Annotated in this window: 21 protein-coding genes; 15 read left to right on the forward strand and 6 right to left on the reverse strand. The window is 73.7% G+C overall.

Features of this window, described 5'->3' with window-relative positions:
• The first annotated feature begins 34 nt into the window (after positions 1-34).
• Positions 35-898, forward strand: coding sequence for an alpha/beta fold hydrolase (locus ACFYXV_RS10445; RefSeq protein WP_389382602.1), 864 nt, complete (start codon positions 35-37; stop codon positions 896-898).
• A 61-nt stretch (positions 899-959) separates the two neighbouring features.
• On the opposite strand, the gene ACFYXV_RS10450 is transcribed toward ACFYXV_RS10445, so the two are convergent.
• Positions 960-2,591, reverse strand: coding sequence for an acyl-CoA synthetase (locus ACFYXV_RS10450; RefSeq protein WP_389382603.1), 1,632 nt, complete (start codon positions 2,589-2,591; stop codon positions 960-962).
• A gap of 190 nt (positions 2,592-2,781) precedes the next feature.
• Here ACFYXV_RS10450 and ACFYXV_RS10455 point away from each other — a divergent pair, with 190 nt between their 5' ends.
• The 6 genes from ACFYXV_RS10455 (at position 2,782) to ACFYXV_RS10480 (ending at position 7,915) form a co-directional block, all read left to right on the forward strand.
• Positions 2,782-3,582: a crotonase/enoyl-CoA hydratase family protein gene (locus ACFYXV_RS10455; protein WP_389382604.1), complete on the forward strand. Its 801-nt coding sequence runs from the start codon at positions 2,782-2,784 to the stop codon at positions 3,580-3,582.
• Positions 3,583-3,723: 141 nt separating this feature from the next.
• Positions 3,724-4,686 (forward strand): OB-fold domain-containing protein, encoded by a 963-nt coding sequence (locus ACFYXV_RS10460; RefSeq protein ID WP_389382605.1) that lies wholly within the window; start codon positions 3,724-3,726, stop codon positions 4,684-4,686.
• Positions 4,686-5,759 (forward strand): thiolase domain-containing protein, encoded by a 1,074-nt coding sequence (locus ACFYXV_RS10465; protein ID WP_383338903.1) that lies wholly within the window; start codon positions 4,686-4,688, stop codon positions 5,757-5,759. Before ACFYXV_RS10460 ends, ACFYXV_RS10465 begins: the two co-directional genes overlap by 1 nt.
• Complete coding sequence (locus ACFYXV_RS10470; RefSeq protein WP_385464639.1) at positions 5,756-6,931, forward strand: thiolase domain-containing protein; 1,176 nt, start codon at positions 5,756-5,758, stop codon at positions 6,929-6,931. Before ACFYXV_RS10465 ends, ACFYXV_RS10470 begins: the two co-directional genes overlap by 4 nt.
• Before the next feature lie 163 nt (positions 6,932-7,094).
• A complete protein-coding gene (locus tag ACFYXV_RS10475; protein ID WP_107048215.1) occupies positions 7,095-7,325 on the forward strand; it encodes a DUF397 domain-containing protein in 231 nt (76 codons plus the stop codon).
• A gap of 119 nt (positions 7,326-7,444) precedes the next feature.
• On the forward strand, positions 7,445-7,915 hold the full coding sequence (locus tag ACFYXV_RS10480; RefSeq protein WP_389382606.1) for a hypothetical protein: 471 nt from the start codon (positions 7,445-7,447) through the stop codon (positions 7,913-7,915).
• Here the strand turns inward: ACFYXV_RS10480 and ACFYXV_RS10485 are convergent.
• Positions 7,900-9,111: a low temperature requirement protein A gene (locus ACFYXV_RS10485; RefSeq protein ID WP_389382607.1), complete on the reverse strand. Its 1,212-nt coding sequence runs from the start codon at positions 9,109-9,111 to the stop codon at positions 7,900-7,902. The genes ACFYXV_RS10480 and ACFYXV_RS10485 overlap by 16 nt on opposite strands.
• A 26-nt stretch (positions 9,112-9,137) precedes the next feature.
• On the opposite strand from ACFYXV_RS10485, the gene ACFYXV_RS10490 reads away from it, so the two are divergent.
• The 3 genes from ACFYXV_RS10490 (at position 9,138) to ACFYXV_RS10500 (ending at position 13,173) form a co-directional block, all read left to right on the forward strand.
• Complete coding sequence (locus tag ACFYXV_RS10490; RefSeq protein ID WP_385464630.1) at positions 9,138-9,542, forward strand: ACT domain-containing protein; 405 nt, start codon at positions 9,138-9,140, stop codon at positions 9,540-9,542.
• A 127-nt stretch (positions 9,543-9,669) separates the two neighbouring features.
• Positions 9,670-12,480: an ATP-binding protein gene (locus ACFYXV_RS10495; protein WP_389382608.1), complete on the forward strand. Its 2,811-nt coding sequence runs from the start codon at positions 9,670-9,672 to the stop codon at positions 12,478-12,480.
• A gap of 192 nt (positions 12,481-12,672) precedes the next feature.
• Positions 12,673-13,173, forward strand: a complete 501-nt coding sequence (locus ACFYXV_RS10500) for a hypothetical protein (protein ID WP_383338891.1) — start codon at positions 12,673-12,675, stop codon at positions 13,171-13,173.
• 28 nt (positions 13,174-13,201) lie between these two features.
• Here ACFYXV_RS10500 and kstD read toward each other — a convergent pair whose 3' ends face one another.
• Together kstD and ACFYXV_RS10510 are read right to left on the reverse strand one after the other, a co-directional pair.
• Complete coding sequence (kstD, locus tag ACFYXV_RS10505; protein WP_389382609.1) at positions 13,202-15,037, reverse strand: 3-oxosteroid 1-dehydrogenase; 1,836 nt, start codon at positions 15,035-15,037, stop codon at positions 13,202-13,204.
• 204 nt (positions 15,038-15,241) lie between these two features.
• Complete coding sequence (locus ACFYXV_RS10510) at positions 15,242-16,366, reverse strand: aminoglycoside phosphotransferase family protein (protein ID WP_385464620.1); 1,125 nt, start codon at positions 16,364-16,366, stop codon at positions 15,242-15,244.
• 231 nt (positions 16,367-16,597) lie between these two features.
• On the opposite strand from ACFYXV_RS10510, the gene ACFYXV_RS10515 reads away from it, so the two are divergent.
• Positions 16,598-18,079 carry a hypothetical protein gene (locus ACFYXV_RS10515; protein ID WP_385464616.1) on the forward strand — a complete coding sequence of 494 codons (1,482 nt, stop codon included), beginning with the start codon at positions 16,598-16,600 and terminating at the stop codon, positions 18,077-18,079.
• Between the two features lie 168 nt (positions 18,080-18,247).
• Here the strand turns inward: ACFYXV_RS10515 and ACFYXV_RS10520 are convergent, their stop codons facing one another.
• Together ACFYXV_RS10520 and ACFYXV_RS10525 are read right to left on the reverse strand one after the other, a co-directional pair.
• Positions 18,248-19,690, reverse strand: a complete 1,443-nt coding sequence (locus ACFYXV_RS10520) for a PP2C family protein-serine/threonine phosphatase (RefSeq protein WP_389382611.1) — start codon at positions 19,688-19,690, stop codon at positions 18,248-18,250.
• Between the two features lie 208 nt (positions 19,691-19,898).
• On the reverse strand, positions 19,899-20,147 hold the full coding sequence (locus ACFYXV_RS10525) for an SCO4226 family nickel-binding protein (protein WP_383338881.1): 249 nt from the start codon (positions 20,145-20,147) through the stop codon (positions 19,899-19,901).
• 293 nt (positions 20,148-20,440) lie between these two features.
• On the opposite strand from ACFYXV_RS10525, the gene ACFYXV_RS10530 reads away from it, so the two are divergent.
• The 4 genes from ACFYXV_RS10530 to ACFYXV_RS10545 all read left to right on the forward strand — a co-directional run bounded on the left by ACFYXV_RS10530 (position 20,441) and on the right by ACFYXV_RS10545 (position 24,860).
• The gene (locus ACFYXV_RS10530) at positions 20,441-20,929 is read left to right on the forward strand and encodes a molybdopterin cofactor-binding domain-containing protein (RefSeq protein WP_389382613.1); all 489 of its coding nucleotides are present in this window, start codon (positions 20,441-20,443) and stop codon (positions 20,927-20,929) included.
• Positions 20,930-21,100: 171 nt separating this feature from the next.
• The gene (locus ACFYXV_RS10535) at positions 21,101-22,651 is read left to right on the forward strand and encodes a xanthine dehydrogenase family protein molybdopterin-binding subunit (protein ID WP_389382614.1); all 1,551 of its coding nucleotides are present in this window, start codon (positions 21,101-21,103) and stop codon (positions 22,649-22,651) included.
• A 35-nt stretch (positions 22,652-22,686) separates the two neighbouring features.
• The gene (locus ACFYXV_RS10540) at positions 22,687-23,142 is read left to right on the forward strand and encodes a (2Fe-2S)-binding protein (RefSeq protein WP_383338877.1); all 456 of its coding nucleotides are present in this window, start codon (positions 22,687-22,689) and stop codon (positions 23,140-23,142) included.
• A gap of 362 nt (positions 23,143-23,504) precedes the next feature.
• Complete coding sequence (locus ACFYXV_RS10545) at positions 23,505-24,860, forward strand: helix-turn-helix domain-containing protein (protein WP_389382617.1); 1,356 nt, start codon at positions 23,505-23,507, stop codon at positions 24,858-24,860.
• Positions 24,861-24,874 lie beyond the last annotated feature (14 nt).

The following is a 24,874-nucleotide window of genomic DNA, read 5'->3' on the forward strand; positions in this document are numbered from 1 at the left end:
ACTCGAACGAGTGATCGCATGATGGGATGGTCCCATGCCGATCTTCACCTCTTACGACGGAACCGAGCTCGCCTACCACGTCAAGGGCGAGGGCGAGCCGCTCGTCTGCCTCCCGGGAGGCGCCATGCGGGCCTCCGCCTACCTGGGCGACCTCGGGGGGCTGACCGCCGGACGTCGGCTGATCCTCCTCGACCTGCGGGGCACGGGCGACTCGCGGATCCCGGCCGACGAGTCCACCTACCGCGTCGACCACCAGGTCGCCGACGTCGAGGCCCTGCGCGTCCACCTCGGCCTGGAGCGCATGGACGTCACGGCGCACTCGGCCGGCGGCAACCTCGCCCTGCTCTACGCGGCGGCGCACCCCGCCCGCCTGCGCCGCCTGGTCCTGATCACCCCGACCTGCCCGGCCGTGGGCCTCGACTCGACCCCGGAGCAGCGCCTGGAGGTGATCCGCAGGCGGGCCGGCGGCGAGCCGTACGACACGGCCATCGCCGCGTACGAGCAGATCCTCGACGCCCTGGCGGCCGGAGGCACCCCCGCCCCGGCGGACTGGAGCCGGACGATGCCGCTCGCGTACGGGCGCTGGGACGAGGGGGTGCGCGCCCACATCGAGGCGAGCGGCCGCGAGAAGAACGCGGCGGCGGGCATCGCCTACGCCGGCCCCGGCGCCTTCGACCCGCCCGCGACCCGGGCCGCGCTGCGCCACCTCGCCGGCGAGGTGCTGGTGCTGGCCGGCGAGCTGGACAGCAACCCCACCGCCGCCCTCGCCGCCGAACTCGCGGGGCTCTTCGCGCAGGGCACCGCCGACGTCCAGCCGGGCGGCGCGCACTTCCCGTGGCTGGACGATCCGAAGTGGTTCGCGGCGCGCGTGGAACACTTCCTGGCCACCGGAGCCTGACCGGCGGACCAGCCCCCGCTGCGCGGCGCAGCGCCGCGCAGCGGGGGCTGCGCCGCTCGCGTCAGCGCGCCGCGTCCGCCTCCGTCGCCACCGACTTCGCCCAGCGGTAGTCCGCCTTGCCGCTCGGCGAGCGCTGGATGGCCAGCGTCACGACCAGCTGGCGCGGGATCTTGTACCCCGCCAGCCTGGTCCGGCAGTGGAGCTGGATCTCGTCCAGCGTCGGCTCGGGCGCGCCGGCCCGCACCTGCACCACCGCGGCCACGTGGCTGCCCCACTTCGCGTCCGGCACCCCGGCGACCAGGGCGTCGTAGACGTCCGGATGGGACTTCAGCGCCTGCTCGACCTCCTCCGGGTAGACCTTCTCGCCACCCGTGTTGATGCACTGCGAGCCGCGCCCGAGGACCGTGACGATGCCCTCCTCGTCGACCGTCGCCATGTCCCCGAGCAGCACCCACCGCTCGGAGCCCTTCTGGAAGAAGGTCTCGGCGGTCTTCGCCGGGTCGTTGTAGTAGCCGAGCGGGACGTGGCCGCGCTGCGCGAGCCGCCCCGGTTCGCCCACGGCGACCGGCTCGTGCGTCACCGGGTCCACCACCTGCGTACGGTCGTTGACCACGAGCCGGAACCCCTTCTCGGGGCCGGAGTCCTCGGCCGCCCTGCCGTTCGAACCGGACTCGGAGGAGCCGAAGTTGTTCAGCAGCATCACGTGCGGCACGAGCCGCTGGAACTCCGCCCGCACCGTTTCCGACATGATCGCCCCGGACGAGGAGACGCTGAACAGCGAGGACAGGTCGGTCCCCGCGAGCGGACCCCTGAGGGCGTCGATGAGCGGGCGGAGCATCGCGTCGCCCACCAGCGAGACGCTCGACACCTTCTCCTTCTCGATCGTGCGGAGCACCTCCTCCGGCGCGTATTTGCGGTGGATGACCACCCGCTGGCCGTAGTTGAAGGCGATGAACGAGGTCAGGGTCGACGTGCCGTGCATCAGCGGGGGCGCGGGGAAGAAGGTGAGCCCGGCCCCCTTCGACGCGACCCGTTCGGCGAGCTCCTCGGGCCTCTTCACCGGCTCGCCCGAGGGTTCGCCGCCGAAGAGCCCCGCGAAGAACAGGTCCTCCGCACGCCACATGACGCCCTTGGGCATGCCGGTGGTGCCGCCCGTGTAGATGATGAACAGGTCGTCGGGGGAGCGGGGCGGGAAGCCGCGCCCGGGTGAGCCGGCCGCCTCGGCGTCCGCGTACGCGACCGGGGCGATCGAGGGCTCCGGAGCGCCCTCGGGGGCGGAGCCGACCCGGATCAGGTGGCGCAGCTTCGTCGTCTGCGGGAGGGCGGCGGCCACGCGCTCCGTGAACTCGCCCTCGAAGACGAGCGCCGCGAGGTCGGCGTCGTTGTAGAGGTAGACCAGCTCCTCCTCCACGTAGCGGTAGTTGACGTTCACCGGTACGAGACGGGCCTTGAGGCAGGCCAGGACGGTCTGGAGGTACTCGATGCCGTTGTAGAGGTGCAGCCCCAGGTGCTCGCCGGCCCTCAATCCGCTGTCCAGCAGGTGGTGCGCGATGCGGTTCGCCGCGGTGTCCAGCTCCGCGTACGTGAGGCGGCGCTCGGCGCCGGTGCCGGGGTGGTCCACGTACACGAGCGCCTCGCGGTCCGGAACCACGTCGACGACCGACTCGAACAGGTCGGCAAGGTTGTACTCCACCGTTCCTCCTCACCCCCGAGGTTTCCCGTTGCCGGGCCGTGGCTGTGCTGCCCCGCGGCGGTCATTAGAGCGCCGCTCAGCCCAAGTGGGAAGGGCGTGGTCCAAGAAATCTGACTGGGTGTCAGAAAACTATTGAACTGCACCCGGCCCTCCTGCAACCTGTTCTAGGTCTTGAGACGGGAGGACGGCAATGGGTGGGACGGAACACCTCACCGTGGAGCGCCACGGCGCCACGCTGGTGCTCACCATGAACCGGCCGGAGGCGAAGAACGCGCTTTCGCTGCCGCTGCTGGTGGGGCTCTACGACGGCTGGCTGGAGGCGGACGCGGACGACACGATCCGCTCGGTGGTCCTCACCGGCGCGGGCGGGGACTTCTGCGCCGGGATGGACCTCAAGGCGCTGGCCGGGAAGGGGATGGCGGGCGACCAGTACCGGGACCGCCTCAAAGCCGACCCCGACCTGCACTGGAAGGCGATGCTCCGCCACCACCGGCCGCGCAAGCCCGTGATCGCGGCGGTCGAGGGTTACTGCGTGGCCGGCGGCACCGAGATCCTCCAGGGCACGGACATCCGGGTCGCGGGCGAGGGCGCCACCTTCGGGCTGTTCGAGGTCAAGCGGGGCCTGTTCCCGATCGGCGGCTCGACGGTACGGCTGCCCCGGCAGATCCCGCGCACGCACGCCCTGGAGATGCTGCTCACCGGCCGGCCGTACTCGGCGGCCGAGGCGGCGCGGATCGGGCTGGTCGGGCAGGTCGTCCCCGAGGGGACCGCCCTGGCCAGGGCCCTGGAGATCGCCGAGCAGATCAACGCGTGCGGACCGCTGGCCGTCGAGGCCGTGAAGGCCTCGGTCTACGAGACCGCCGAGCTGACGGAGACGGAGGGCCTGGCCTCGGAACTGCTGCGCGGCTGGCCGATCTTCGACACCGCGGACGCCAAGGAGGGGGCGCGGGCCTTCGCCGAGAAACGGCCCGCCGTCTACCGGCGCGAGTAGCCCCGGCCCTGCGCGAGCGGCCCTGCGCGAGCGGCCCGGACCGTGAGCCCGGCCCGTGAGCCCGGCCCGTGAGCTAGCCCGTGATCCCGGCCCGTGATCCCGGCCCCCCAGTCCCAGCCGTTCAGACCATCGGAGACAGCCATGACCCCCGCCGCGTCCCCGCCAGAGGTGCTGCGCGCGCCCCTCGTCGTCGAGTTCCCCTTCACCCGCTCCCTCGGGCCCGTCCAGAGCGCCTTCCTGACCGGACTGCGCGAACGCGTCGTCCTCGGCGTCAAGACCGCCGACGGCAAGGTGATGGTCCCGCCCGTGGAGTACGACCCCGTCACCGCCGAGGAGATCCGCGAACTCGTCGAGGTCGGCACCACCGGAACCGTCACCACCTGGGCCTGGAACGACTCCCCGCGCACCGGCCAGCCCCTGGGCACCCCCTTCGCCTGGGTCCTGGTCCGCCTCGACGGAGCCGACACCGCGATCCTCCACGCCCTCGACGCCCCCGGCCCCGAGGCCGTCGGCACCGGCATGCGGGTACGCGTCCGCTGGGCCGGGGAGCGCACCGGAGCCATCACCGACATCGCCTGCTTCGAGCCCGACGAGGCGGCGGCCACGGGGCGGGCCACCCCGCACGACGGGCAGTTCGCCGACGCCGTCACCGGCATCGTCGCCGCGGCCCGCCTGGACTACACGTACAGCCCCGGCCGCTCCCAGACCGCCTACATCAACGCGCTCGCCGACCGGCGGACCGTGGGCGAGCGCTGCCCCTCCTGCCACAAGGTGTACGTCCCGCCGCGCGGCGCCTGCCCCACCTGCGGGGTGGCCACCACCGACCAGGTCGAGGTCGGCCCGGCCGGCACGGTCACGACGTACTGCATCGTCAACATCAAGGCCAAGAACCTCGACATCGAAGTCCCCTACGTCTACGCCCACATCGCCCTCGACGGCGCCGACCTCGCCCTGCACGGCCGGATCGGCGGCATCCCGTACGACCAGGTCCGCATGGGCCTGCGCGTCGAACCCGTGTGGACCGAAGGCGGCCGCCACCCCGACCACTACCGCCCCACCGGCGAGCCGGACGCCGACTACGACGCGTACAAGGAGCTCATCTGATGCCCACGACGAGCAGGTACGCGCGGGACGTGGCCGTCGTGGCCTTCGCGCAGAGCGACCACCGGCGCCGCAGCGACGAACTCAGCGAAGTCGAGATGGTCATGCCGGTCCTGCACCAGGTGCTGGACCAGACCGGTCTGAAGGCCGGAGAGATCGGCTTCACCTGCTCCGGATCGAGCGACTACCTCGCCGGCCGGGCCTTCTCCTTCACCATGACCCTCGACGGGGTCGGCGCCTGGCCGCCGATCTCCGAGTCGCACGTGGAGATGGACGGCGCCTGGGCCCTGTACGAGGCCTGGGTCAAGATCCAGACCGGCGAGGCCGACACCGCGCTGGTGTACTCGTACGGCAAGTCCTCCCCGGGATCCGTACGGGACGTCCTGACCCGGCAGCTCGACCCCTACTACCTCGCTCCGCTGTGGCCCGACTCAGTGGCCCTCGCCGCCCTCCAGGCCCAGGCGCTGATCGACGCGGGCGAGACCGACGAAGCCGCTCTCGCGGCCATCGGCGCCCGCAGCCGGACCGCCGCCGAGGCCAACCCGCACGCCCAGCTGCGCGGCGGCGCCGTCGCGCAGGGCGACTACCAGGTCCGGCCCCTGCGCACGGGCGACTGCCCGCCCATCGGCGACGGCGTGGCCGCCGTCGTCCTCGCCGCGGGCGACACCGCGCGGAGACTGTGCGCGCGCCCCGCCTGGATCACCGGCATCGACCACCGCATCGAGGCGCACGGCCTGGGCCTGCGCGACCTCACCGACTCACCGTCCACCCGGATCGCCGCCGAGCACGCGGGCCTGTTCGACGCCCCGGTGGACACCGCCGAACTGCACGCGCCGTTCTCCTCCCAGGAGGTCGTGCTCCGCAAGGCGCTGCGGCTCGGCGGGGACGGCGTCGCCGTGAACCCGTCCGGCGGGGCGCTCGCCGCCAACCCGGTCATGGCCGCCGGCCTCATCCGCATCGGCGAGGCCGCCGCCCGGATCCACCGCGGCGAGTCCGACCGGGCCGTCGCGCACGCCACCTCCGGCCCCTGCCTCCAGCAGAACCTGGTCGCCGTCCTGGAAGGGGAACCCGCATGACGAGTACGGGGAAGGAGCCGGTCGCCGTCATCGGCGTCGGCCAGACCAAGCACGTCGCCGCCCGCCACGACGTCTCCATCGCGGGGCTCGTGCGCGAGGCCGCGGTGCGCGCCCTCGCCGACGCCGAGCTGACCTGGGCGGACATCGACGCGGTCGTCATCGGCAAGGCCCCCGACTTCTTCGAGGGCGTGATGATGCCGGAGCTGTACCTGGCGGACGCCCTCGGAGCGGTCGGCAAGCCCATGCTCCGCGTCCACACGGCCGGTTCGGTCGGAGGCTCCACCGCGCTGGTCGCCTCCAACCTCGTCGCGGCCCGGGTCCACCGCACCGTCCTGACCCTGGCGTTCGAGAAGCAGTCCGAGTCCAACGCCATGTGGGGCCTGTCCCTGCCGGTTCCCTTCCAGCAGCCGCTGCTGGCGGGCGCCGGCGGATTCTTCGCCCCGCACGTGCGCGCGTACATGCGGCGCACGGGCGCGCCCGACACGGTCGGCTCGCTCGTGGCGTACAAGGACCGCCGCAACGCGCTGAAGAACCCGTACGCCCACCTGCACGAGCACGACATCACCCTGGAGAAGGTCCAGGCCTCGCCGATGCTGTGGGACCCGATCCGGTACTCCGAGACCTGCCCCTCCTCGGACGGGGCCTGCGCGATGATCCTCACCGACCGGGCGGGCGCGGCCCGTTCGGGCAAGCCGCCGGCCTGGGTGCACGGCGGGGCGATGCGCAGCGAGCCGACGCTGTTCGCGGGCAAGGACTTCGTCTCGCCCCAGGCGGGCAAGGACTGCGCGGCCGACGTCTACCGGCAGGCCGGGATCTCCGATCCGCGCCGCGAGATCGACGCGGTGGAGATGTACGTGCCGTTCTCCTGGTACGAGCCGATGTGGCTGGAGAACCTGGGGTTCGCGGAGGAGGGGGAGGGCTGGAAGCTCACGGAGGCCGGGGTCACCGAACTCGACGGCGACCTGCCGGTGAACCCCTCGGGCGGCGTGCTGTCCACCAACCCGATCGGCGCCTCGGGAATGATCCGCTTCGCGGAGGCGGCGCTCCAGGTCCGCGGCCGGGCCGGCGAACACCAGGTCCCGGGGGCCCGCCGGGCCATGGGCCACGCGTACGGCGGCGGCGCGCAGTTCTTCGCGATGTGGCTGGTGGGAGCCGAACCGCCCGCCTCCTGACGGGATCGGGCACCGCGGCGAGCGGACGGCCGGCGCGGGGCCGTGGTGCCGGACCGGCCACGGGTGACGCACCGTGGCCTGTGCGGCACCCGCTGCGATGGTTACTCTGGCCCCCGGACGACGTACCGGTGGTACCGGGAGGAGCACGCACGTGGCCGAGAGCATGACTTCACAGCCCCTGGCAGCCGGCTGGGGCAAGCCGGACCTCGATCTCAGCGGGGCGGACTGGCAGTCGAGCAGCCGGGGATCGGGCGACGTCCAGATCGCCTTCGTCGAGGGGTTCATCGCGATGCGCAACAGCGAGCGCCCCGAGAGCCCCTCGCTGATCTTCGCGCCGGACGAGTGGCGCAAGTTCGTACTGGGCGCGAGGGGCGGCGAGTTCGACCTGACGTAGGCGGCGGCTCGCGGGGGCGAGGGGGCGGAGGCCGCGGCCGGCGCGGTGCCGAATCCCCTTGCACCCCGCGGAGCGCCCCTGCACCATGGCTGCCATGACGATCATCCGCCGAAAGGGCGATGCCGCGTAGACGGCCGGGCGCGCTGCGCGCCGAACGAGGAACGTACGGGGACCGCCGGCCGCCCGCCTGGGCCTGGCGACTGCCGTCCGTGGACCGGCTCCCGCCCGCCGCCGCGGCCGGGGTCCACTGGGCCCGGCCCGGCCGCGGCGACGAGGTCGCCGAGCTGCTGACCCGGTACCGGGCCTTCCTGGGCCGCCCCGGCGGCCTCCTGCTCCTGACCCCTTCCTCCTGCCCGGCCTGCCCCGGCTGCGCGCGCGACGACGTCGCCGTGGTCCGGGACGAACTGGCCGACCTCCACCGCACCCTGCCGCCCGCGGCCCGCACCGCGCTGGGCCGCGTCCTGCACGGCCTGGACGCGGAGTTCCGCCGGCGCACCCTCCCCGAACCGGACCCGCCCGCGGACCGGTGGACCGACTGGCGCGGCCGCCCCCTCGCCTGGTGGCACCGCCGGCTCTACGAGTCCACCTGACCCGGGTTGCCCCCGCGGAGGACCGGCTGCGGCGGGAAGCGGTCCACCATCACCCGCGGCCAGGCCGCCGCCAGCACCAGCAGCCACACCAGTTGTACGGCCGCGGCCTCCCGGGCCACCGCCCCCGTCACCAGTACGGCGGCCAGCGGCGGCCCCACCAGCAGCAGGGCCTCCCGCGCCCGGCGGCCCGAGCCGAGCGCGGCCGCCCCCGCGATCGCCAGGTACACCGCGAGGCTTCCGCACAGCAGCCACCGCACCGACCCGGGAGGCGGGTGGTCCGTGTACTCCACCGCGTTGCCGAGCGCCGCCGCGAGCGCGGCCACCGAGCCCGCGACGAAGCAGTGCAGCGGCAGGACCAGCCGTACCGGAAGGACGTCCCACGCCAGCAGCGGCACCCCGTCCGCCCCGTGCCGCAGCGACAGGGACCACAGCAGGAGCAGCAGCAGGAACGCGCCGGCGCCGACCCCGTACAGCGCCGCGTCCCAGTCCGCCTCGGAGGCGGCGGCCACCACCTGGGCCACCGCCTCGCCCAGCACGATCAGCTGGAACAGGCCCAGCCGCTCCCCGAGGTGCGGCGCGTCCATCATCGCCGCGACCGGCTTGGGCGAGGAGCGCCGCCTGCGCGCCGCCTCCTCGGCGTACCGGGCGTCCACCCGGGCGGCCAGCCGCTTGCCGGACACCGTGAACATGACCGCCAGGTCGATGGCCAGTCCCAGCGCCCACAGCGCGTACCGGGCCGTCCCGTCGAACCACATCGACACGATCCACGGCGTCAGCCCCAGCCCCAGCTGCGTGATCGGCAGGTCCGGCACGTACTCGCCGCGCCGCTCCCACGCCTTGCCGGCGAGCGAGCGCACCAGGATGTAGGCCAGCGCGAACGCCCCCGCCCGGTCCTCCCGTACGCCGTGCACCGAGGCCGCCATCACTGCCATGCCGAACATCCCCGCCAGCACCGTCCACGTGCGGGTCTCCTCGCCGCTGACGTTGCCGTACACCGTGAACAGCATCCAGCCCGTCCAGAAGGCCAGGAACATCAGCGCGTACAGGGCCAGATCGCCCGGGCCGGGGTTTCCGTGCAGCAGGTGCGCCAGCTGGGCGACGCCCGCCACCGCCGTCAGGTCGAAGAACAGCTCCAGCCAGGAGGCGTGCCGTTCACCCTCGGCGGGTGCGGACGCCACAGGCGCGGAATCGGTCATACCGGGATGATAGGTAGGGTGGCCGCATGAGCGGCGAGAGCGACCTGAGGAAACTGCTGAGCGGCATGCGCCCCGAGCTGCACGAGGGGCGGTACGTCTTCTGCACGGTCCCCGGAGCCACGGCGCCGCCGGCCGGGACCACCCCCGTCGCCACCGTCCTGGAGGCCGAGGGGCTCACCCTCGTGCTGCGCCGGGAGGAGGCCGACGCCGCCGGTCTCGCCTACGACTACACGGCCGCGTGGATCACCCTGCGCATCCACTCCGCCCTCGACGCCGTCGGCCTCACGGGGGCCTTCGCCGCCGAGCTCGCCGCCCACGGACTCAGCTGCAACGTCATCGCCGGGTACCACCACGACCACCTCTTCGTGCCCGCCGAGCGGTCGGCCGAAGCCGTCGCCGTACTGGAAGAACTGGCGGCCCGTTCGATGTAATTGAGACACCGGTAAACCGTACGGACACCGGTTCCCGAAGATTCCGATCTTTCTCGGCCGAACGCCTTCGCCCGTGCGTGCGCGGGCGTACGCTGATGCCCCCGAACCGGCCTGGGGGGTACCAGTCATGACGGAACGCCCGACCCGCGTGCGGCGCAAAATGTTCGAACGAGCGGCCGAACTCGCCATCGTGGACGAGGCCCTGGCGCAGCTCGGCGGCACCAGGACCGCAACCGGCGGCACGCTGCTCGCCTTCTCCGGTCCCGCCGGCCTCGGCAAGACCACCCTCCTCGCCGAGGTGCGCCGCCGCGCCCTGGCCCGCGACTGCACCCTGCTGTCCGCCCGCGGCGGCGAGCAGGAGCAGACCCAGCCGTTCCACGTCGCCCGCCAGCTCATCCAGCCCCACCTGGCCGGCCGCTCCGAGGAGGAACTGCGCGCGGCCCTCGGCAGCTGGTACTCCATCGTCGGCCCCGCGCTCGGGCTCTGCGCCCCCGAACAGGGCGCCCCGCCCGACCCCCAGGGCCTGCGCGACGGGCTCGACTGGGTGCTCACCCACCTCACGGTGCAGCGGGCGCCCGTCGCCCTCGTCCTCGACGACGCGCACTGGGCCGACCCCGAATCCCTCTCCTGGCTCGCCGCGTTCGCCCCGCGCGCCGAACACCTCCCGCTGCTCCTCGTCGTCGCGTACCGCCCCGAGGAACTGCCCGCCCACGCCGAGGCCTTCCGTACGCTGCCCGGCCGCGCCGGACACCGGCCGCTGTCCCTCGCGCCGCTCACCGAGGCCGCCGTGTCCGGCCTGGTCCGCGAGGCCGTCGGAGACCACGCCGACGACGCCTTCTGCCGGGAGGCCTGGGCCGTCACCACCGGCAACCCCTTCGAGGCCGTCGAGCTCACCGCCAAGGTCCGCGACAAGGGCCTCGACCCCACCTCGGCCAGCGCCCCGCTGCTGCGCGACCTCGCCGCCGCCCAGCGCGGCAGCGGCCTCGTCGCCCGCTTCGAGCGGCTCGGCCCGTCCACCGTCCGCTTCGGATGGGCCTGCGCGGTCCTGGGCACCGCCATCCCGCAGGAGCTCGCCGCCCGCGTCGCCGGGCTCGGCTCCGAGGAGGCCGCGCGCGCCACCGCGCGGCTGCGCGACGCCCGCATCCTGTCCGGTCCCGGCGAGGGGCCCGACGACGGGCTGGAGTTCGTCCACCCGCTCATCGCCACCGCCCTCTACCGGGCCATCCCCGACGCCCTGCGCGTCGCCCTCCACGGACAGGCGGCGGTCGCCGTCGTCGACGCCGGACTCGGGTCCTCGGCCGCCGCCCGGCACCTGCTGGAGACCCACCCCGAGAACGACCCCTGGGTGGTACGGACCCTGCGCGCGGCCGCCGCCGAGAACCTGCGCGCCGGCGCTCCCGAGGCCGCCCGCCGCCAGCTCGCGCGCGCCCTTCGCGAACCCCCGGACTTCGACGAGCGCGCCGCGGTGCTGTACGAGCTCGGCTGCGCCTCCCTGCTCACCGAGCCCGCCAACACCGTCAACCACCTGCGGGCCGCGCTCGCCGAGCCCTTCGACGACCCGGCCCTGCGCCAGGGCATCGTCATCCGGCTCGCCCAGGTCCTCGCCCACAGCGACCGCCTCGCCGAGGCCTCCGACGCGCTCGCGCGGGAGATCCCGTACACCCGGGACGTCCGCGCCCGGCTGCGCCTGCAGTCGGAACAGTTCATGTGGGACGCCTTCGACGCGGCCGAACCCGACTCCCCGGCCCGCTCGCGCCGGCTGACCAGGCTCGCCGACCGGCTGACCGGCCGCGACCTCACCGAGCGGTACGTCATCGGCCTGCGCGCCTGGGACGCCTGCCTGCGCGGGGAGCCGGTGGACGTGGTCCTGCACCACGCGGTGCGCGCCCTGGGCGCCGAGTTCAGCTGGGCGCACGAGGACCGGGGGTTCGAGGTGCCGGTGCTCACCGCCATGGTCCACATGTACGCGGACCGGCCCGGCCGGGCGGAGGAGCTGTTCGAGGCGGGCACGGCCGAGTTCGAGCGGCATGGCTGGCGCGGGGCCCACCTGTCGTTCGCGTACAGCCTGCGCGCGTACATCCGCTACCGGCGCGGGCGGCTCGCGGAGGCCGAGGAGCTGGCCCGGGCCGGGCTGAGGCTCGCCGAGCGTGTGGGGCGCGGCACGCCCGTGCACTGGTACGCCATCGCGATCCTCGCCACGACCCTGCTCGCGCGGGGACGGGTGGACGAGGCGTGGGAGCTGGCGCGGGAGCACGCGTTCGGGGAGTCCTTCCCGGCGGCCGTGGTCTTCCCCGATGCGCAGACCGTGTACGCGGAACTGCTGCTGGCCCGCGGCCAGACGAAGGCGGCGGCGGCCGAACTGGAGGCCGTGGACCGCAGGCTGAGCCCGCGCGGCATCCGCAACCCGTCCTGGTGCCCCTGGCAGCTGCACCTGGCGAGGGCGGTCGCGGCGGAGGAGCCGGCCCGGGCGCGGGCCCTGGCGGCCGACGCGATCCGGCGGGCCCGAGGCTTCGGCGCCCCCTCGGGGGTGGGGCAGGCGCTGCGGGTGGCGGCGGAGGTGGCGGTCCCGGGGGAGCGGGCGGGGCTGCTGAGGGAGTCGGTCGAACTGCTGTCGGCCTCGCCGGCGGGGTACGAGCTGGCGTGCGCGCTGGCCGCGCTCGGCACGGAGCTGGGCGACGCGGAGCTGCTGGCGAGGGCGGTGGAGACGGGGCGCGAGTGCGGCGCGGACGGGCTCGTGGCGAGCCTGGGCGGCGCCGCCGGGGACGGGGTGTGGGCGGACGGGCTGACGGAGGAGGAGCGCCGGGTGGCGGAGCAGGCCGTACGGGAGGATCCCGCGGCCCGCGGCCGGGAGCGGGAGCTGTCGGCGGCCTGCCGGAAGCTGGGTACGGACCGGCCCGGCCTCGCCCAGGCGCTGGAGGCACACGCGCAGGACCGGTGAGGCCGGAGGCACACGCGCAGGACCGGTGAGGGGGGCGCCGGCTTCCGCCGGCGCCGGGATACCGGCCCGTCCGGGGTTCGCGGACCGACCGCGTCCCCGCGGAGCCCCCCGCCCCGGGCCGGAGCGGAGACAGGAAGGCCGTGGCGGCGGCCCCGGGGCCGGAAAAGCGGGGCGGGCACGTACCATGGCGGCATGTCCTTCCTCCGCCGCAACCGCGCCGCCACACCCGCCGGCCCGGACTTCGACGTCCTGGCCATGGACCCGGGGGACTGGCCGGGCAATCTCGGGGCCGGGCTGCTGCCCGCGCCCGACGGCAGCTGCCAGGGCGTCTTTCTCCGCTACGACCTGTTCGGCGGACGCGGTCCCGCAATGATCATCGGCAACCTCCCCGAGGGATCACCGGCCCGGGAGCTCGCCGACGGCCAGGTCCCCTTCGAGGTGGCCCAGCTCCTCGACGCCCTCGAGAACGACGAGGACGTCGAGATCACCGGCATCGAGGACTGCCCCGTCATGCAGGGCGACAACCTCCTCATCGTCCGGAAGGTCAAGCTCTCCGAGGGCCGGATCAGCTGCGTGCAGTTCGACCGCAGCGACAACGTGCTGGTCACCATCGCCAGCTGGGACCGGCCCATCACCGACGACCTGTACGCCCTCCTCAAGCCGCTCCCCGCCGAGCTCTTCCAGCAGGGCTAGGCAGGGCCGCGGCGTCCGGGGCGCCCCCCTAGGGGGTGTCCGCGACGTCGTTCGCCGCCACGTAGCCGAACGTCATCGCGGGACCGATCGTGGATCCCGCCCCGGCGTAGCTGTGCCCCATCACGGCCGCGCTCGCGTTGCCCGCCGCCCACAGGCCCCGGATCACCGAACCGTCCGGGCGCAGCGCGCGGGCCCGGGCGTCCGTCACGATGCCGCCCTTCGTGCCCAGGTCACCCGGCACGATCTTGAAGGCGTAGAAGGGCGGCGCCCAGATCGGGGCCAGGCAGGAGTTCGGCTGCACGCCGGGGTCCGTGTAGTAGTGGTCGTACGCCGTGTCGCCCCGGTGGAAATCGGGGTCGGTGCCGTTCCACGCCTGGGCGTTGAAGCGGTTCAGGGTGGCGCGCAGCGCCCCCGCCGGGACCCCGATCTGGCCCGCCAGCGCGTCCCAGGTCCACGCCTTCTTCGCCGCACCGGCCTCGTACCAGGCGTCCGGGAAGACGATCGTCGGCAGGACGTCCTTGAACAGGTACTTGTTGCGGTAGTTCTGGTCCACGATGAGCCAGGCCGGGATGTGCGAGCCCGTCGCCCCGCGGTCCTTCTCGTACATCACGTGCACCACGTCGCTGTACGGGGCCGCTTCGTTGACGAACCGCGCGCCCGCCGCGTTCACCATCAGCCCGCCGGGCAGGGTGCGCTCCGCCAGGCAGAAGTACGGTTCGCCCGGCAGCGGGATCGACGGACCCCACCACGCGTCCTCCATCAGCGCCAGCGCCGCCCCGGCCCGCTGCCCCGCCCGGATCCCGTCGCCCGTGTTCTCCTTCGCGCCGACCGACCACTGGGTGCCGATCGGCTGCTGCTGGTACTGCGCCCGCATCTGTGCGTTGTGCTCGAAACCGCCCGAGCCGACGATCACGCCCTTGCGGGCCCGTACGACACCCCGTACTCCCTCCTTCTCCACCACCACGCCGGTGACGGCACCACCCTCCTGCACCAGGTCGACCAGCGGGCTGTTCAGCCACACCGGCACCCCCGACCGCATCAGCCCGGCCCGCAGCCCGGCCGCCAGGGCCTGCCCCATCGTCAGCGGCTTCTGCCCGCACAGCGCGGCCTTGGCGCCGCGCGCCAGGCACTCCGTGGACACCGCGAGGCCCTTGGCGTTCACGGCCGCCAGGTTCAGCCACTTGTAGTCCTGGCTGAACACCACCATCCCGGCCGGCACCGGCATGTACGCCGGGTTCAGCCGGGCCAGTTCGGCTCCGAGGACATGGCCGTCGATCTGGTCGGGCTCGATGGACCGGCCGTTCGGCAGCCCTCCCGGCAGGTTCGGGTAGTAGTCGCTGTACCCGTCCATGTACCGGAAGCGCAGCGGGCTGTTGGCCATCACGAAGTCCAGCATCCGCGGGCCGTTGGCGAGGAAGGCGGCCTGCCGGTCGGCCGGCGAGCCGTCGCCGACGACCGCCGCCAGGTACGCCGCCGCCTTCTGCGGGGTGTCCGGCACGCCCGCCGCCAGGATCACCGAGTTGTTCGGCAGCCAGATCCCGGCCCCGGAGCGCGCCGCCGAACCGCCGAACGTGGGCGCCTTCTCGACCACCAGCACGCTCAGCCCGCGTTGGGCGGCGGTGAGCGCGGCGGTCATCCCGGAGGCACCGGAGCCGACCACGACGACGTCGTACTCGCCGAGCGGAAGTCCCGCACTGGACCCGTCCGCCAGCGCGGCGGCCGGCGGCAGCACGGCTGCGGCCAGCACCCCCGCACCGGCCCCGGCGAGGACCGCACGGCGGGAAGGAGGGGAGGCGGAGGGAGGCGAGACGGGGGGAGCGGGGGGAGCGGGGGCGGGACAGGCGGACTCGGCGCTAGCGGACATGGGCGGGCTCCAGCGGAGTGGGGAGGCGGGGACGGTCGGCGGCTCCAACAGTTCTGATGCCGAGTCAGAAAAGGTGTTCGGGGGATCATGTGATGTCAAGACATGCGCAGGGGTGGCGATACGGCCCGGAACGCACGAAATCCCGTGGTACGCACACCGGGTGCGTACGGCACGGGATTTTCGTACGGGGTCGGGCCGCCGGGATCAGCGGGTTCCGACCGCCGCGCGGACCGCCCTGCGGGCCATGCCGCAGTCGTCGTGCAGACGGCGCAGCAGCAGTCGCTGCTCCTCGCCGGAGGAGAGCGTGCCCGCCGGCAGCGGGTGGTTCGGGGCGCTCGCCAGCATGGAGCGCTGGACCGCCGTCTCACACATCCGGATCTCCCGCGTCAGCACCAGCATCAGGTTGACCAGGAACGCGTCCCGCGAGGCGGGACCCGCCGACTGCGCCAGCCGGCTGATCTGGCTGCGCGCGGCCGGTGCGTCACCCAGCACCGTCCACAGCGTGGCCAGGTCGTAGCCGGGCAGGTACCAGCCCGCGTGCTCCCAGTCGAGCAGCACCGGCCCCGCCGGCGACAGCAGCAGGTTCGACAGGAGCGCGTCACCGTGGTTGAACTGCCGCTGGACGCCCGCCAGTTTCAGTCCGCACAGCAGCTTCTGGAGGTCACCCAGATCCCGGTCGGTCAGGAGTCCCAGCTCGTGGTACCGCGCCACGCGCTGCCCGTAGTTCAGCGGGTCCCCGAAGAGATCGGCCGGAGGACGCCACTGGTTCACCCGGCACACCGCGCCCAGCGCGGCCCGTACGTCGGCCCGCGGCGGGGCCTCGACCGGGTGCCTCTGCAAAGCCGCGACCCGGCCCGCCATCCGTTCGACCACCAGCGTGCAGTTCTCGGGGTCCGCGGCGATGAGCCGCGGCACCCGGACCGGCGGGCGGTGCCGGACGAACGCCCGGTACGCCGCTATTTCGTGCCGGTACCGCTCGCGCCATTCCGGCGAGTGGTCCAGTAAAACCTTGGCGACCGCGGTCATCCGGCCTGTCGTCCCGACCAGGAGGACCGACCGGCCGCTGCGCCGCAGCACCTGGACCGGAGCGAACTCCGGACAGATCCGCTGCACCGAGGCCAGCGCGGTGCGCAGTTGCGCGCCCTGCGGCCCCGAGAGGTCGATTCTTCCGCTGAGCGGCTGCGATCCGGCACCCGGCATCCGCCGCGCCCGTACGGCGCCCTGCGCCGGTGCCGCCTGGCGGCCGGGATCGAGGTAGGGGCCGCCGCCCGCCTGGAGCGTGCGGTGCGGCCGGACCGGGGCGGACACGGAGGACGTTGCTGCGTACATGGCGTTTACGGATCCCTTCGTGCGCCGACGAGTTGCGTACGCCACCCCGCCGGTCCCGTACTTCACCCTGGGGAGTTCCGCCCGGAGACCGGGTCGGGGAGGCGCATTCCTACCTGACACCCGGCCGTGGGTGGCGGACCACGAAGCGTGCCCTGGCGAAGCCTGGCGAATATGCACGGGGCCTCTGACGGCGGGCTACTGTCAAATCAGCCGAGAACCTGGGGGCTTGACGTGAGCAAAGGACCAAACACCCGCCTGAACGACTTGTTCGGCCTGGCCGGCTGGTCGAAGGGTGAGCTGGCGAGGATGGTCAACCGGCAGGCGGCGGCCATGGGCCACCACCAGCTGGCCACCGACACCTCGCGGGTGCGGCGCTGGATCGACCTGGGGGAGACCCCGCGCGAACCGGTGCCGACCGTACTGGCAGCCCTGTTCACCGAGCGGCTCGGTCGTGTCGTGACCATCGAGGACCTCGGGTTCGTACGGCAGCGGCGCACCACCAAACGGCAGCCGGACGGGGCGAAGGAGAACCCCGACGGAATGCCCTGGGCGCCCGAACGCACAGCCGCGGTCCTCACCGAATTCACGGGAATGGACCTCATGCTCAACCGTCGCGGTCTGATGGGCGCGGGTGTCGCGCTCACCGCCGGCTCCGCCCTCACCCACGCCATGAACGACTGGCTCCACACCGACCCCGCCCCCGTCAAGGCCCCGCAGAACTTCGGCGACTCCTACCAGGCCGATCCGATCGGCTACGACCGTTACGAAGCCGCCCCCATCGGTTCCCAGGAGATCGATGCGCTGGAGCGCTCCGTGGAGGTGTTCCGCGCCTGGGACGCCTCCCGCGGCGGCGGACTGCAGCGCAAGGCCGTGGTCGGCCAGCTCAACGAGGTCGGCGGCATGCTGGCGTACCACCACCCCGACCACCTCCAGCGGCGGCTGTGGGGGGTGGCGGCCAACCTGGCGGTGCTGGCGGGCTGGATGTCCCACGACGTGGGTCTCGAACCGACCGCGCAGAAGTACTTCATCATCGCCGCGCACGCGGCCCGCGAGGGCGGGGACCGGCCGCGGGCGGGCGAGGCGCTCTCCCGGGCAGCGCGCCAGATGGTCCACCTCGGCAAGCCCCACGAGGCCCTGGACCTGATGAAGCTGGCCCAGTCCGGATCCGGCGAGCAGACCCTGCCCCGTACCCGCGCCATGCTGCACACCATCGAGGCCTGGGCGCAGGCGGCGATGGGCAAGGGCCAGGCCATGCGCCGGACCCTCGGCGAGGCCGAGGACCTGTTCGTCTCGGACAAGGGCGACGTCCCCCCGCCGTGCTGGATGCAGAACTTCGACGAGGCGGACCTGCACGGCATGCAGGCCCTGGCCTTCCGCACCCTCGCCGACCACGACCCCTCGGCCGCCCCCATCGCCCAGCGGCACGCCCGCGAGGCGCTGCGGCTGCGCTCCGGAGGCCACCAGCGCTCGCAGATCTTCGACTACATCTCCATGGCGTCGGCCTGCTTCATCGCCGACGACCCCGAGCAGGCCGACCGCTACGCCCGGCTCGCGCTGGTCTCGATGAACGAGACCTCCTCGCACCGGACCTGGGACCGGCTGCGCGAGATGTACCGGCTGACCGGGCAGTACGCCGGGTACGCGCGGATCGAGGACCTGCGCGAGGAGATCAAGATGGCCCTGCCGAACAGCCCGTCGCAGCAGACCGTCTAGTGGTGCGCGTGCACCCCGCGCCGAGGCCCGCACCCGCACCCGCGCCTGCGCCCGCGACCGTACGGACAAGAGAAAGGCCGCGCCCTGCGGCGCGGCCCTGGGAAGTCGTCACGAGGTAGCCGTCACGAGGCAGAAGTCGTTTACGAGGCAGAATCCGTCACGAGGTGCTCAGCCGCCGACCCTGGCGACCAAGACGCAGGCGTCGTCCTCGCGTTCACCGACGCCGAACTCCTCGACCACCATCCGCACGCAGTCCTGCGCCGACCGCGCGGCCGCGAACCGCGGCGCGAGGGCCAGCAGCCGCCCTGCGCCGTCCGACCGGCCGAACTCGATGCTGCGCGGCGTCAGTCCGTCCGTGTGCAGGACGACCACGTCGCCGGGCTCCAGCCGCTCTTCGGCCTGCCCGTACGCCGCTCCGGAGGTCGCGCCCAGCAGTACGCCCTCCGGCGGCTGCAGGGCACGGCCCGAGCCGCCGCGGAACAGCAGGGGGGCCGGGTGTCCGGCCTGCGCCCAGGACAGCACGCGGTGCGCGGGATCGTAGCGGCAGCACACGGCCGAGCCGAGCGCCGGCTGGACCGAGGCCTCAAGGAGCTGGTTGAGCCAGCCCATCAGCGGGCCCGGCTCGATCCCGGCCATCGCCATGCCGCGCAGGGCGCCGAGCATCATCGCCATCCCGGAGGTGGCCGTGACCCCGTGCCCGGTCAGGTCGCCCACGGTCAGCAGCGAGCGCCCGTCGGGCAGTTCGAGCGCGTCGTACCAGTCCCCGCCGATCAGCGCGCGCGTCGCGGCGGGCAGGTAGTGCGCGGCGACGTCGAGCGCGCCGGTGGTGTGGTGCGGGAGCCGCAGGGAGCCGCGCCACGGGGGGAGCACGGCTTCCTGCAGCTCGACCGCCAGCCGGTGCTCGGTCTGCGCGATCTCCCGCCGGCGCTGTAGCGAGTCACGGGACTCGCGTACGGCGCGCTGGCTTCGGCGCAGTTCACTCACGTCCCGGAACACGGCCCACATGGAGGCCGTGCAGCCGTCGGAGTCGAGTACCGGCTCGCCTCGCATGTGCAGCGTCCGGACGCGGCCGTCGGCCCGGACGATGCGGAACTCGCCGTCGATCGGTTTCCCGTCGACCAGACAGGCCGTCACCATGGAGGTGAGCAGCGGCTGGTCCTCGGAGAAGAGGGTGGAGCCGAGTTCGTCGAGGGGGAGCGGGCCCGCCTCCGGCGAGCGGCCGAAGATCTGGAACAGCTCTTCGGACCAGTTGACTTCGTCGGTCAGCAGGTTCCACTCGGCGCTGCCGATGCGGGTCTGCTGTGCCTCGGGCCGCGTCGCGCCGCCCTCGGCCGCGCCTGCGGCGAAGGACCCGTCGACCTCGAACTCGGGGGCGGCCGGCAGGCCCTCTTTGAGCTGGCCCAAGTGCTCGCCCAGGTCGTCGAGCTGGTGGACGGCGAGGTCGCACAGTGCGCGCTGCCAACGTCCCTGGGCATCGTCCTCGTCGACGGCGGTGTCGCGGCGCACCGCGTCCACCTCGCCGCGGAGCCGCCGGGTCTGCGAGATCAGTGCGTCCACCGACCCCGGTTCGGGTGGCTGCGCGGGACGGTCCGCGAAGAGGTGGGACGGCATGAGAACTCCGATACAGGCGGCGCGGCACGGCCATGTCTGAAGGAAGGACCGGTTACGACTGTTGCACAGGCGGCGACTACCCGTAAGGCATTTGGCAACATCCGTAAGGGCCTTGCTTCAGGCATATGCCAAGGGCCTCCCGACCCCCCTTTCGCCTGTACGAACGTTTCCGGTCAGCCCTTCCGGGGCCTGCCGGAGCTCCCGGGCGTCACACGACGATCGGCACCGGGTGGATCTCGCTGGCCGGGTGCCCGGTCCGCTCGTGGATGCGCATCACCGCGTCCGCCGAGGGCGCCTCGGACAGGCAGTACACCGTGCCCGAAGCGGGGTCGGCCCAGGCGCGCTCGAAGTGCACCTTCTCGTCGCCCTCGATCGCCAGGTCCGCGTTGTGGGCGGCCAGCAGCTCGGCTTCGGTAATGCCCTTCATGCCGTGGTGGACATCCATGTACATGGTCACCGCGCACACCTCCTCGCGTGATGTCGGCGTGTACCGCCATCTGTCCTTCCATCGTCCTCCCGCGGCCGGAAACCGGCGCTCCGGAGGAAGCGGATCGATCGTACGGACGAGGTGTGCGAGCCTTCCGGGCGGCGGAATCCGTACACGGGCCGGATCAACGCCCCCGCGGGGGTACCCCCCGAACGAAGGACCCCGTCCTCGCACGGGAACGACGCCACCCCGCTTCCCAGCTCATCCCGTGATCGCTACGCTACGCGTCGGTAATGAACGGATCGCAGGTGGGGACAGAGAACATGACCGGGCAGAGCCGCCGCTCCTTCCTCACGTACCTCGTCGCGGCGCCGACGCTCGCCCTCGTCACGCGGGCCGCTGCCGACGCCCTCGCCCCGCAGCCCGCCCACGCCGTGGTCCCGAGCCTGCCCGCCCCCGCCGATCTGGTGGACCTCGGCGACCTGTTCATCCTGGCCGGCGCGCCCACCTCCGCCCTGCTGGCCCTCTCCGTGGAGACGGACGGGAGCATCCGCTTCCGGCTTCCGCGCGAGGAGGTCGGCCAGGGCCTCACCACCGCCGTCGCCATGCTCGTCGCGGAGGAGCTCGACGCCCCGCTGGCCGCCGTCCGCGTGGAACTGGACGACGCGCGGCCCGAGCTGCTGTTCAACCAGCTCACCGGGAGCTCCAACTCCATCCGCTCCCTCTACGGGCCGGTCCGCCAGAGCGCCGCCACCGCCCGGGCCCGCCTGGTCGCCGCGGCCGCCCGCCGCTGGGACCTCGCCGCCTCCTAGCTGACCACCGCGGGCGGCGTCGTACGGGCCCCCGACGGTCGTACCGCCGGGTACGGAAGCCTCGCCGCGGCCGCCGCCGACCCCGCCCTGATCGTCCTCGGCGCCACCCCGAAGAAGACGGAGAAGCACTCCCTCGTCGGCAGGCCCACCCCGCGGATCGACGCCCGCGCCATGGTGACCGGCGCCCAGCAGTACACCCTCGACCTCGACGTGCCCGGCGCCAAGCCCTGCGTGGTGCGCCGCCCGCCCAGCCTGGGCGGCAGCGTCAAGGCCGTGGCCAACCTCGCGGCCGTCCGCGCCATGCCGGGCGTCCTGCACGTGGTCACCATCGCGACCGGGGTCGCCGTCGTCGCCGAGACCTTCGGCCAGGCCCTCGACGCCAAGGCCGCCCTCCAGGTCACCTGGGGCCCCGGCCCCGCCGACCGGCTCTCCGACGAGCAGATCCGCGCCACGCTGCGCGCCGCCACTCCGCCGCTGCTGGTGCCGCCGCTGCTCACCCCGTACGTGGACGCCGAGTTCGACTTCGCCTTCGTCAGCCACGCCGCCATGGAGACCAACTCCGCGGTGGCCGACGTACGGGAGGACCGCGCCGAGATCTGGTCCGGGCTCAAGTCCCCGATCGTGGCCCGCGAGAGCATCGCCGCCGACCTGGGCCTGCCGCTCGACAAGGTCACCGTGCACGTGGTCCAGGCCGGCGGCTCCTTCGGGCGGCGGCTCTTCTTCGACGCCGCCCTGGAGGCCGCCCGCGTGTCGAAGGCCTGCCGCCGTCCGGTCCGGCTGATGTGGACCCGCGTCGACGACACCCGGCACGGCCGGATGCGCCCCGCCACCCACCACAAGATCCGCGCCACCCATCTGCTGGGCGAGGTGCTCTCGTTCGAGCACCGGGTGGCCGCCGCCGAGACGGACTTCCGGCACGGGCTCGGCGAGATCATCACCGCGACCGCCGCCAGCCTGCCGCTCGGCATCGGCAACGCGACCCTCGCGCAGACCCTGTTCCACACCACGATCAAGTCCCCCTACCACTTCGGGCTGACCACCCATGGGCTCAGCGAGGTGGCGACCGGCATCCCGACCGGGTCCTGGCGCTCGGTGTACTCCGCCAACACCCGGGGCGCCGAGGAGATCGTGGTCGACGAACTCGCCGCGCGGACCGGCAAGGACCCCTACCGGTTCCGGCGCACCTTCCTGAAGACCGACGCCCAGCGCGCCGTGCTCGACAAGGCGGCGACGGAGGGGGAGTGGGGGCGGGCCATGCCGGCGGGCTGCGCGCAGGGCATCGCCTTCCACGAGGAGTACAAGTCCCGTACGGCCTGCCTGGTCGAGATCGACGCCCGCGACCCGGAGCACGTCCGCGTCACCAAGGCCGTCATCGCGGTCGACGTGGGTCTGCCCGTCAACCCGCGCGGACTGGAGGCCCAGATGATCGGCGGTCTCACCGACGCGATCTCCACCACCCTGAAGGCCGGGCTGCACTTGGACAAGGGGCTGCCGCTGGAGGGCAGCTACAGCCAGTTCCACTGGGCGCGCCAGCGCGACACCCCGCAGGACGTACGCGTCTTCGTACTGCCGGCCACCGGGGAGGAGCCGGGCGGCGCCGGCGAGCTCGGCGTCCCGGCGGCGGTCGGTGCGATCGCCAACGCCTGGGCCAGGGCCACCGGTTCCAAGCCCCGGAGTTTCCCCCTCGACTTCGACGTCGACTTCACCCCGTATCCCCGCTAGCCGGCCGTCGGCAGCCCAGCTCAGGAGAGTCCTCCGTGCCCTCGCACACCTTCACCGTCAACGGGCGGAGCGTCACCGTGGACGCGCCCGACGATCTGCCCCTGCTGTGGGTGCTCCGCGACATGCTGGGCGTGCGCGGCCCCAAGTACGGCTGCGGCGTGGACGTCTGCAAGGCCTGCACGAGCCATCTCGACGGGGTGGACGTCCGCCCGTGCGTGGTGCCCGTCTCGGCGTGCGCGGGAAAGGCGGTGACCACCATCGAGGGGCTGGCGAACGGCGACGAGCTGCACCCCGTGCAGGAGGCCTGGCTCGAACAGGACGTCGCCCAGTGCGGTTTCTGCCAGCCCGGCCAGATCATGGCCGCCGTCGCGCTGCTGAAGCGCACCGCCACGCCCACGGACGAGGACATCGACGCGATCGCCAACATCTGCCGCTGCGGCACCTACTTCCGCATCCGGGAGGCGATCCGCAGCGCGGCAGCACGGATGTGAGCGTCCGGGCCCCGGGAAATCCCCCGTTCGTCCCGGGACCCCGGCCGCTCGCGTCAAACCTAGGCGGGCGCGGTGCGGTCCGCAGGGTCCGCCCTGCACAGTGACCGGGCGGGAGGGGTATCACGGGGCACAGTGACGCGTGGAATGGTGGACCGTGACCGTGACCGTGACCATGACCGCGACGGCGCCACCCCGACCGAAGGGAACCTCACATTTCGCACCCGCCCCTCCCGACCGCGTCCGCCGACCGCTCCCGCAGCCGGGCCGAGGACGTCCTCAAGGCGCACCGGCTCGCCCGATCGGGCGGCTCGGCCGCCCTGCTGGAGTGGCTCGCCGCCCGGCTGGGCGGCTGGACCGGAGTGGTGGACACCGGCGCCGGCCAGGCCGAGACCCCCGAGCTCGCCGTCCGCGGGGCCGCTGAGCTGAGGGCCCGGGGTGTGCGCTCGGCCGTCCTGCACGACGAGCGCTCGGCCGCGCTGCTGTTCGCGCTGGACGGGGACGGGGGCCGCGCGCTGGCCGCCGTACTCGACCTGCCGCACCGTCCGGGAGCGGCCGCGCTGCTCGCGGACGCCGCCGCGGTGATGGAACTCGTCCTGCGCGCCGAGGAGGCCGAGCGGCGCGAGGAGCGGGCCGAGCTCGCCGAATCGCGGGCCCGCGAGGCCGTCTTGCACCTGCTGATGAACGGCCGGCTCTCCACCGCCCGCCAGATCGCCGAGGCGCTCGGCCCCTCGCTGCCCGATCCCCTGCGGATGTACGTCGTGGAATGCCGGGCCGGGCAGCGGGGCGAGGTGGCCCGGATCTGCGGGGAGCTGACGGGCGGCCTGGCCTGGATCGTGCGCTGCCCGGTGTACGTACGCCACCTCATCGCGCTGGTCCCGGCCGGCCTCGCGGCGGGCTCCGCCGCGCACGATCCGCTGTCGGAGGCCCTGGTGGGGGCGGCCCGGGACCGCTCGGTCGGGGTCAGCGGGCAGCTGCTGCTGCGCGAGGCCCCGGCCGCGTACACCCAGGCCTTCCACGCCCTGGCCGTGGCTCGCGGCCGCGCCGGGCGCCACGCCCGCTTCGGCCCCGGGCCCGAGCTGGAGCTGGCCGCGCACGCGGCCGGGACCGGCTGGGCCGAGGCGCTGCTCGCACCCCTGCACACGTACGAGCCCCGGCGCCCCCAGGACCCCGGTGCGCAGGAGCTGCGGGCCACCGCCCACGCGTGGCTGAACTTCGGCCCGCACGCGACGCGGCTGCTGAAGATCCACCGCAACACGCTGGCCACCCGGCTCCGCCTCGTCGAGTCGGTGCTCGGCACGGACCTCGCGCGCCTGCCCGGGCAGGCGGAGCTCTCGTTCGCGCTGCGGCTGACCCCGGGCGGCCCGGGCGCCGCTCCCGGAGTCCCGGCCGGCGTCCCCGCCGGCGCCCCGGGGGACCTGGAGGGCGTACTGCGCCACCGCGACCTGTCGGCATGGGCCCGTGCGCACCTGGCGCCACTGACCGGACCGGACGCCCCGCCCGGCGCCCGCGAGACCGTACGGGCCTGGCTGCGGCACGACGCGCACCTGGTCCCGGCGGCGGCCGCGCTCGGCATCTCGGTACCGGGGGCGCGCAAGCGGCTGACCCGGATCGAGGCCCTGCTGGAGCGCTCGCTGCTGCAGTCGCCGAGCGCCCGCCACGACCTGTGGCTGGCCCACCGGGCCGAGGAACTGGCCGGGTTCGCGGGGCCCGCCGCGTGACACAGCCCTAATAA

The organism is Streptomyces sp. NPDC002181 (assembly GCF_042890485.1).
In the GTDB taxonomy this organism is placed as follows: Bacteria; Actinomycetota; Actinomycetes; order Streptomycetales; family Streptomycetaceae; genus Streptomyces.

Excerpts from the sequence above, each read along its gene's own strand:
- ACFYXV_RS10445 (WP_389382602.1), top strand. The coding sequence starts at position 35 with ATGCCGATCTTCACCTCTTACGACGGAACCGAGCTCGCCTACCACGTC.
- ACFYXV_RS10455 (WP_389382604.1), top strand. The coding sequence starts at position 2,782 with ATGGGTGGGACGGAACACCTCACCGTGGAGCGCCACGGCGCCACGCTG.
- ACFYXV_RS10460 (WP_389382605.1), top strand. The coding sequence starts at position 3,724 with ATGACCCCCGCCGCGTCCCCGCCAGAGGTGCTGCGCGCGCCCCTCGTC.
- ACFYXV_RS10465 (WP_383338903.1), top strand. The coding sequence starts at position 4,686 with ATGCCCACGACGAGCAGGTACGCGCGGGACGTGGCCGTCGTGGCCTTC.
- ACFYXV_RS10470 (WP_385464639.1), top strand. The coding sequence starts at position 5,756 with ATGACGAGTACGGGGAAGGAGCCGGTCGCCGTCATCGGCGTCGGCCAG.
- ACFYXV_RS10475 (WP_107048215.1), top strand. The coding sequence starts at position 7,095 with ATGACTTCACAGCCCCTGGCAGCCGGCTGGGGCAAGCCGGACCTCGAT.
- ACFYXV_RS10480 (WP_389382606.1), top strand. The coding sequence starts at position 7,445 with ATGCCGCGTAGACGGCCGGGCGCGCTGCGCGCCGAACGAGGAACGTAC.
- ACFYXV_RS10485 (WP_389382607.1), bottom strand. The coding sequence starts at position 9,111 with ATGACCGATTCCGCGCCTGTGGCGTCCGCACCCGCCGAGGGTGAACGG.
- ACFYXV_RS10490 (WP_385464630.1), top strand. The coding sequence starts at position 9,138 with ATGAGCGGCGAGAGCGACCTGAGGAAACTGCTGAGCGGCATGCGCCCC.
- ACFYXV_RS10495 (WP_389382608.1), top strand. The coding sequence starts at position 9,670 with ATGACGGAACGCCCGACCCGCGTGCGGCGCAAAATGTTCGAACGAGCG.
- ACFYXV_RS10500 (WP_383338891.1), top strand. The coding sequence starts at position 12,673 with ATGTCCTTCCTCCGCCGCAACCGCGCCGCCACACCCGCCGGCCCGGAC.
- kstD (WP_389382609.1), bottom strand. The coding sequence starts at position 15,037 with ATGTCCGCTAGCGCCGAGTCCGCCTGTCCCGCCCCCGCTCCCCCCGCT.
- ACFYXV_RS10510 (WP_385464620.1), bottom strand. The coding sequence starts at position 16,366 with ATGTACGCAGCAACGTCCTCCGTGTCCGCCCCGGTCCGGCCGCACCGC.
- ACFYXV_RS10520 (WP_389382611.1), bottom strand. The coding sequence starts at position 19,690 with ATGCCGTCCCACCTCTTCGCGGACCGTCCCGCGCAGCCACCCGAACCG.
- ACFYXV_RS10530 (WP_389382613.1), top strand. The coding sequence starts at position 20,441 with ATGACCGGGCAGAGCCGCCGCTCCTTCCTCACGTACCTCGTCGCGGCG.
- ACFYXV_RS10535 (WP_389382614.1), top strand. The coding sequence starts at position 21,101 with ATGGTGACCGGCGCCCAGCAGTACACCCTCGACCTCGACGTGCCCGGC.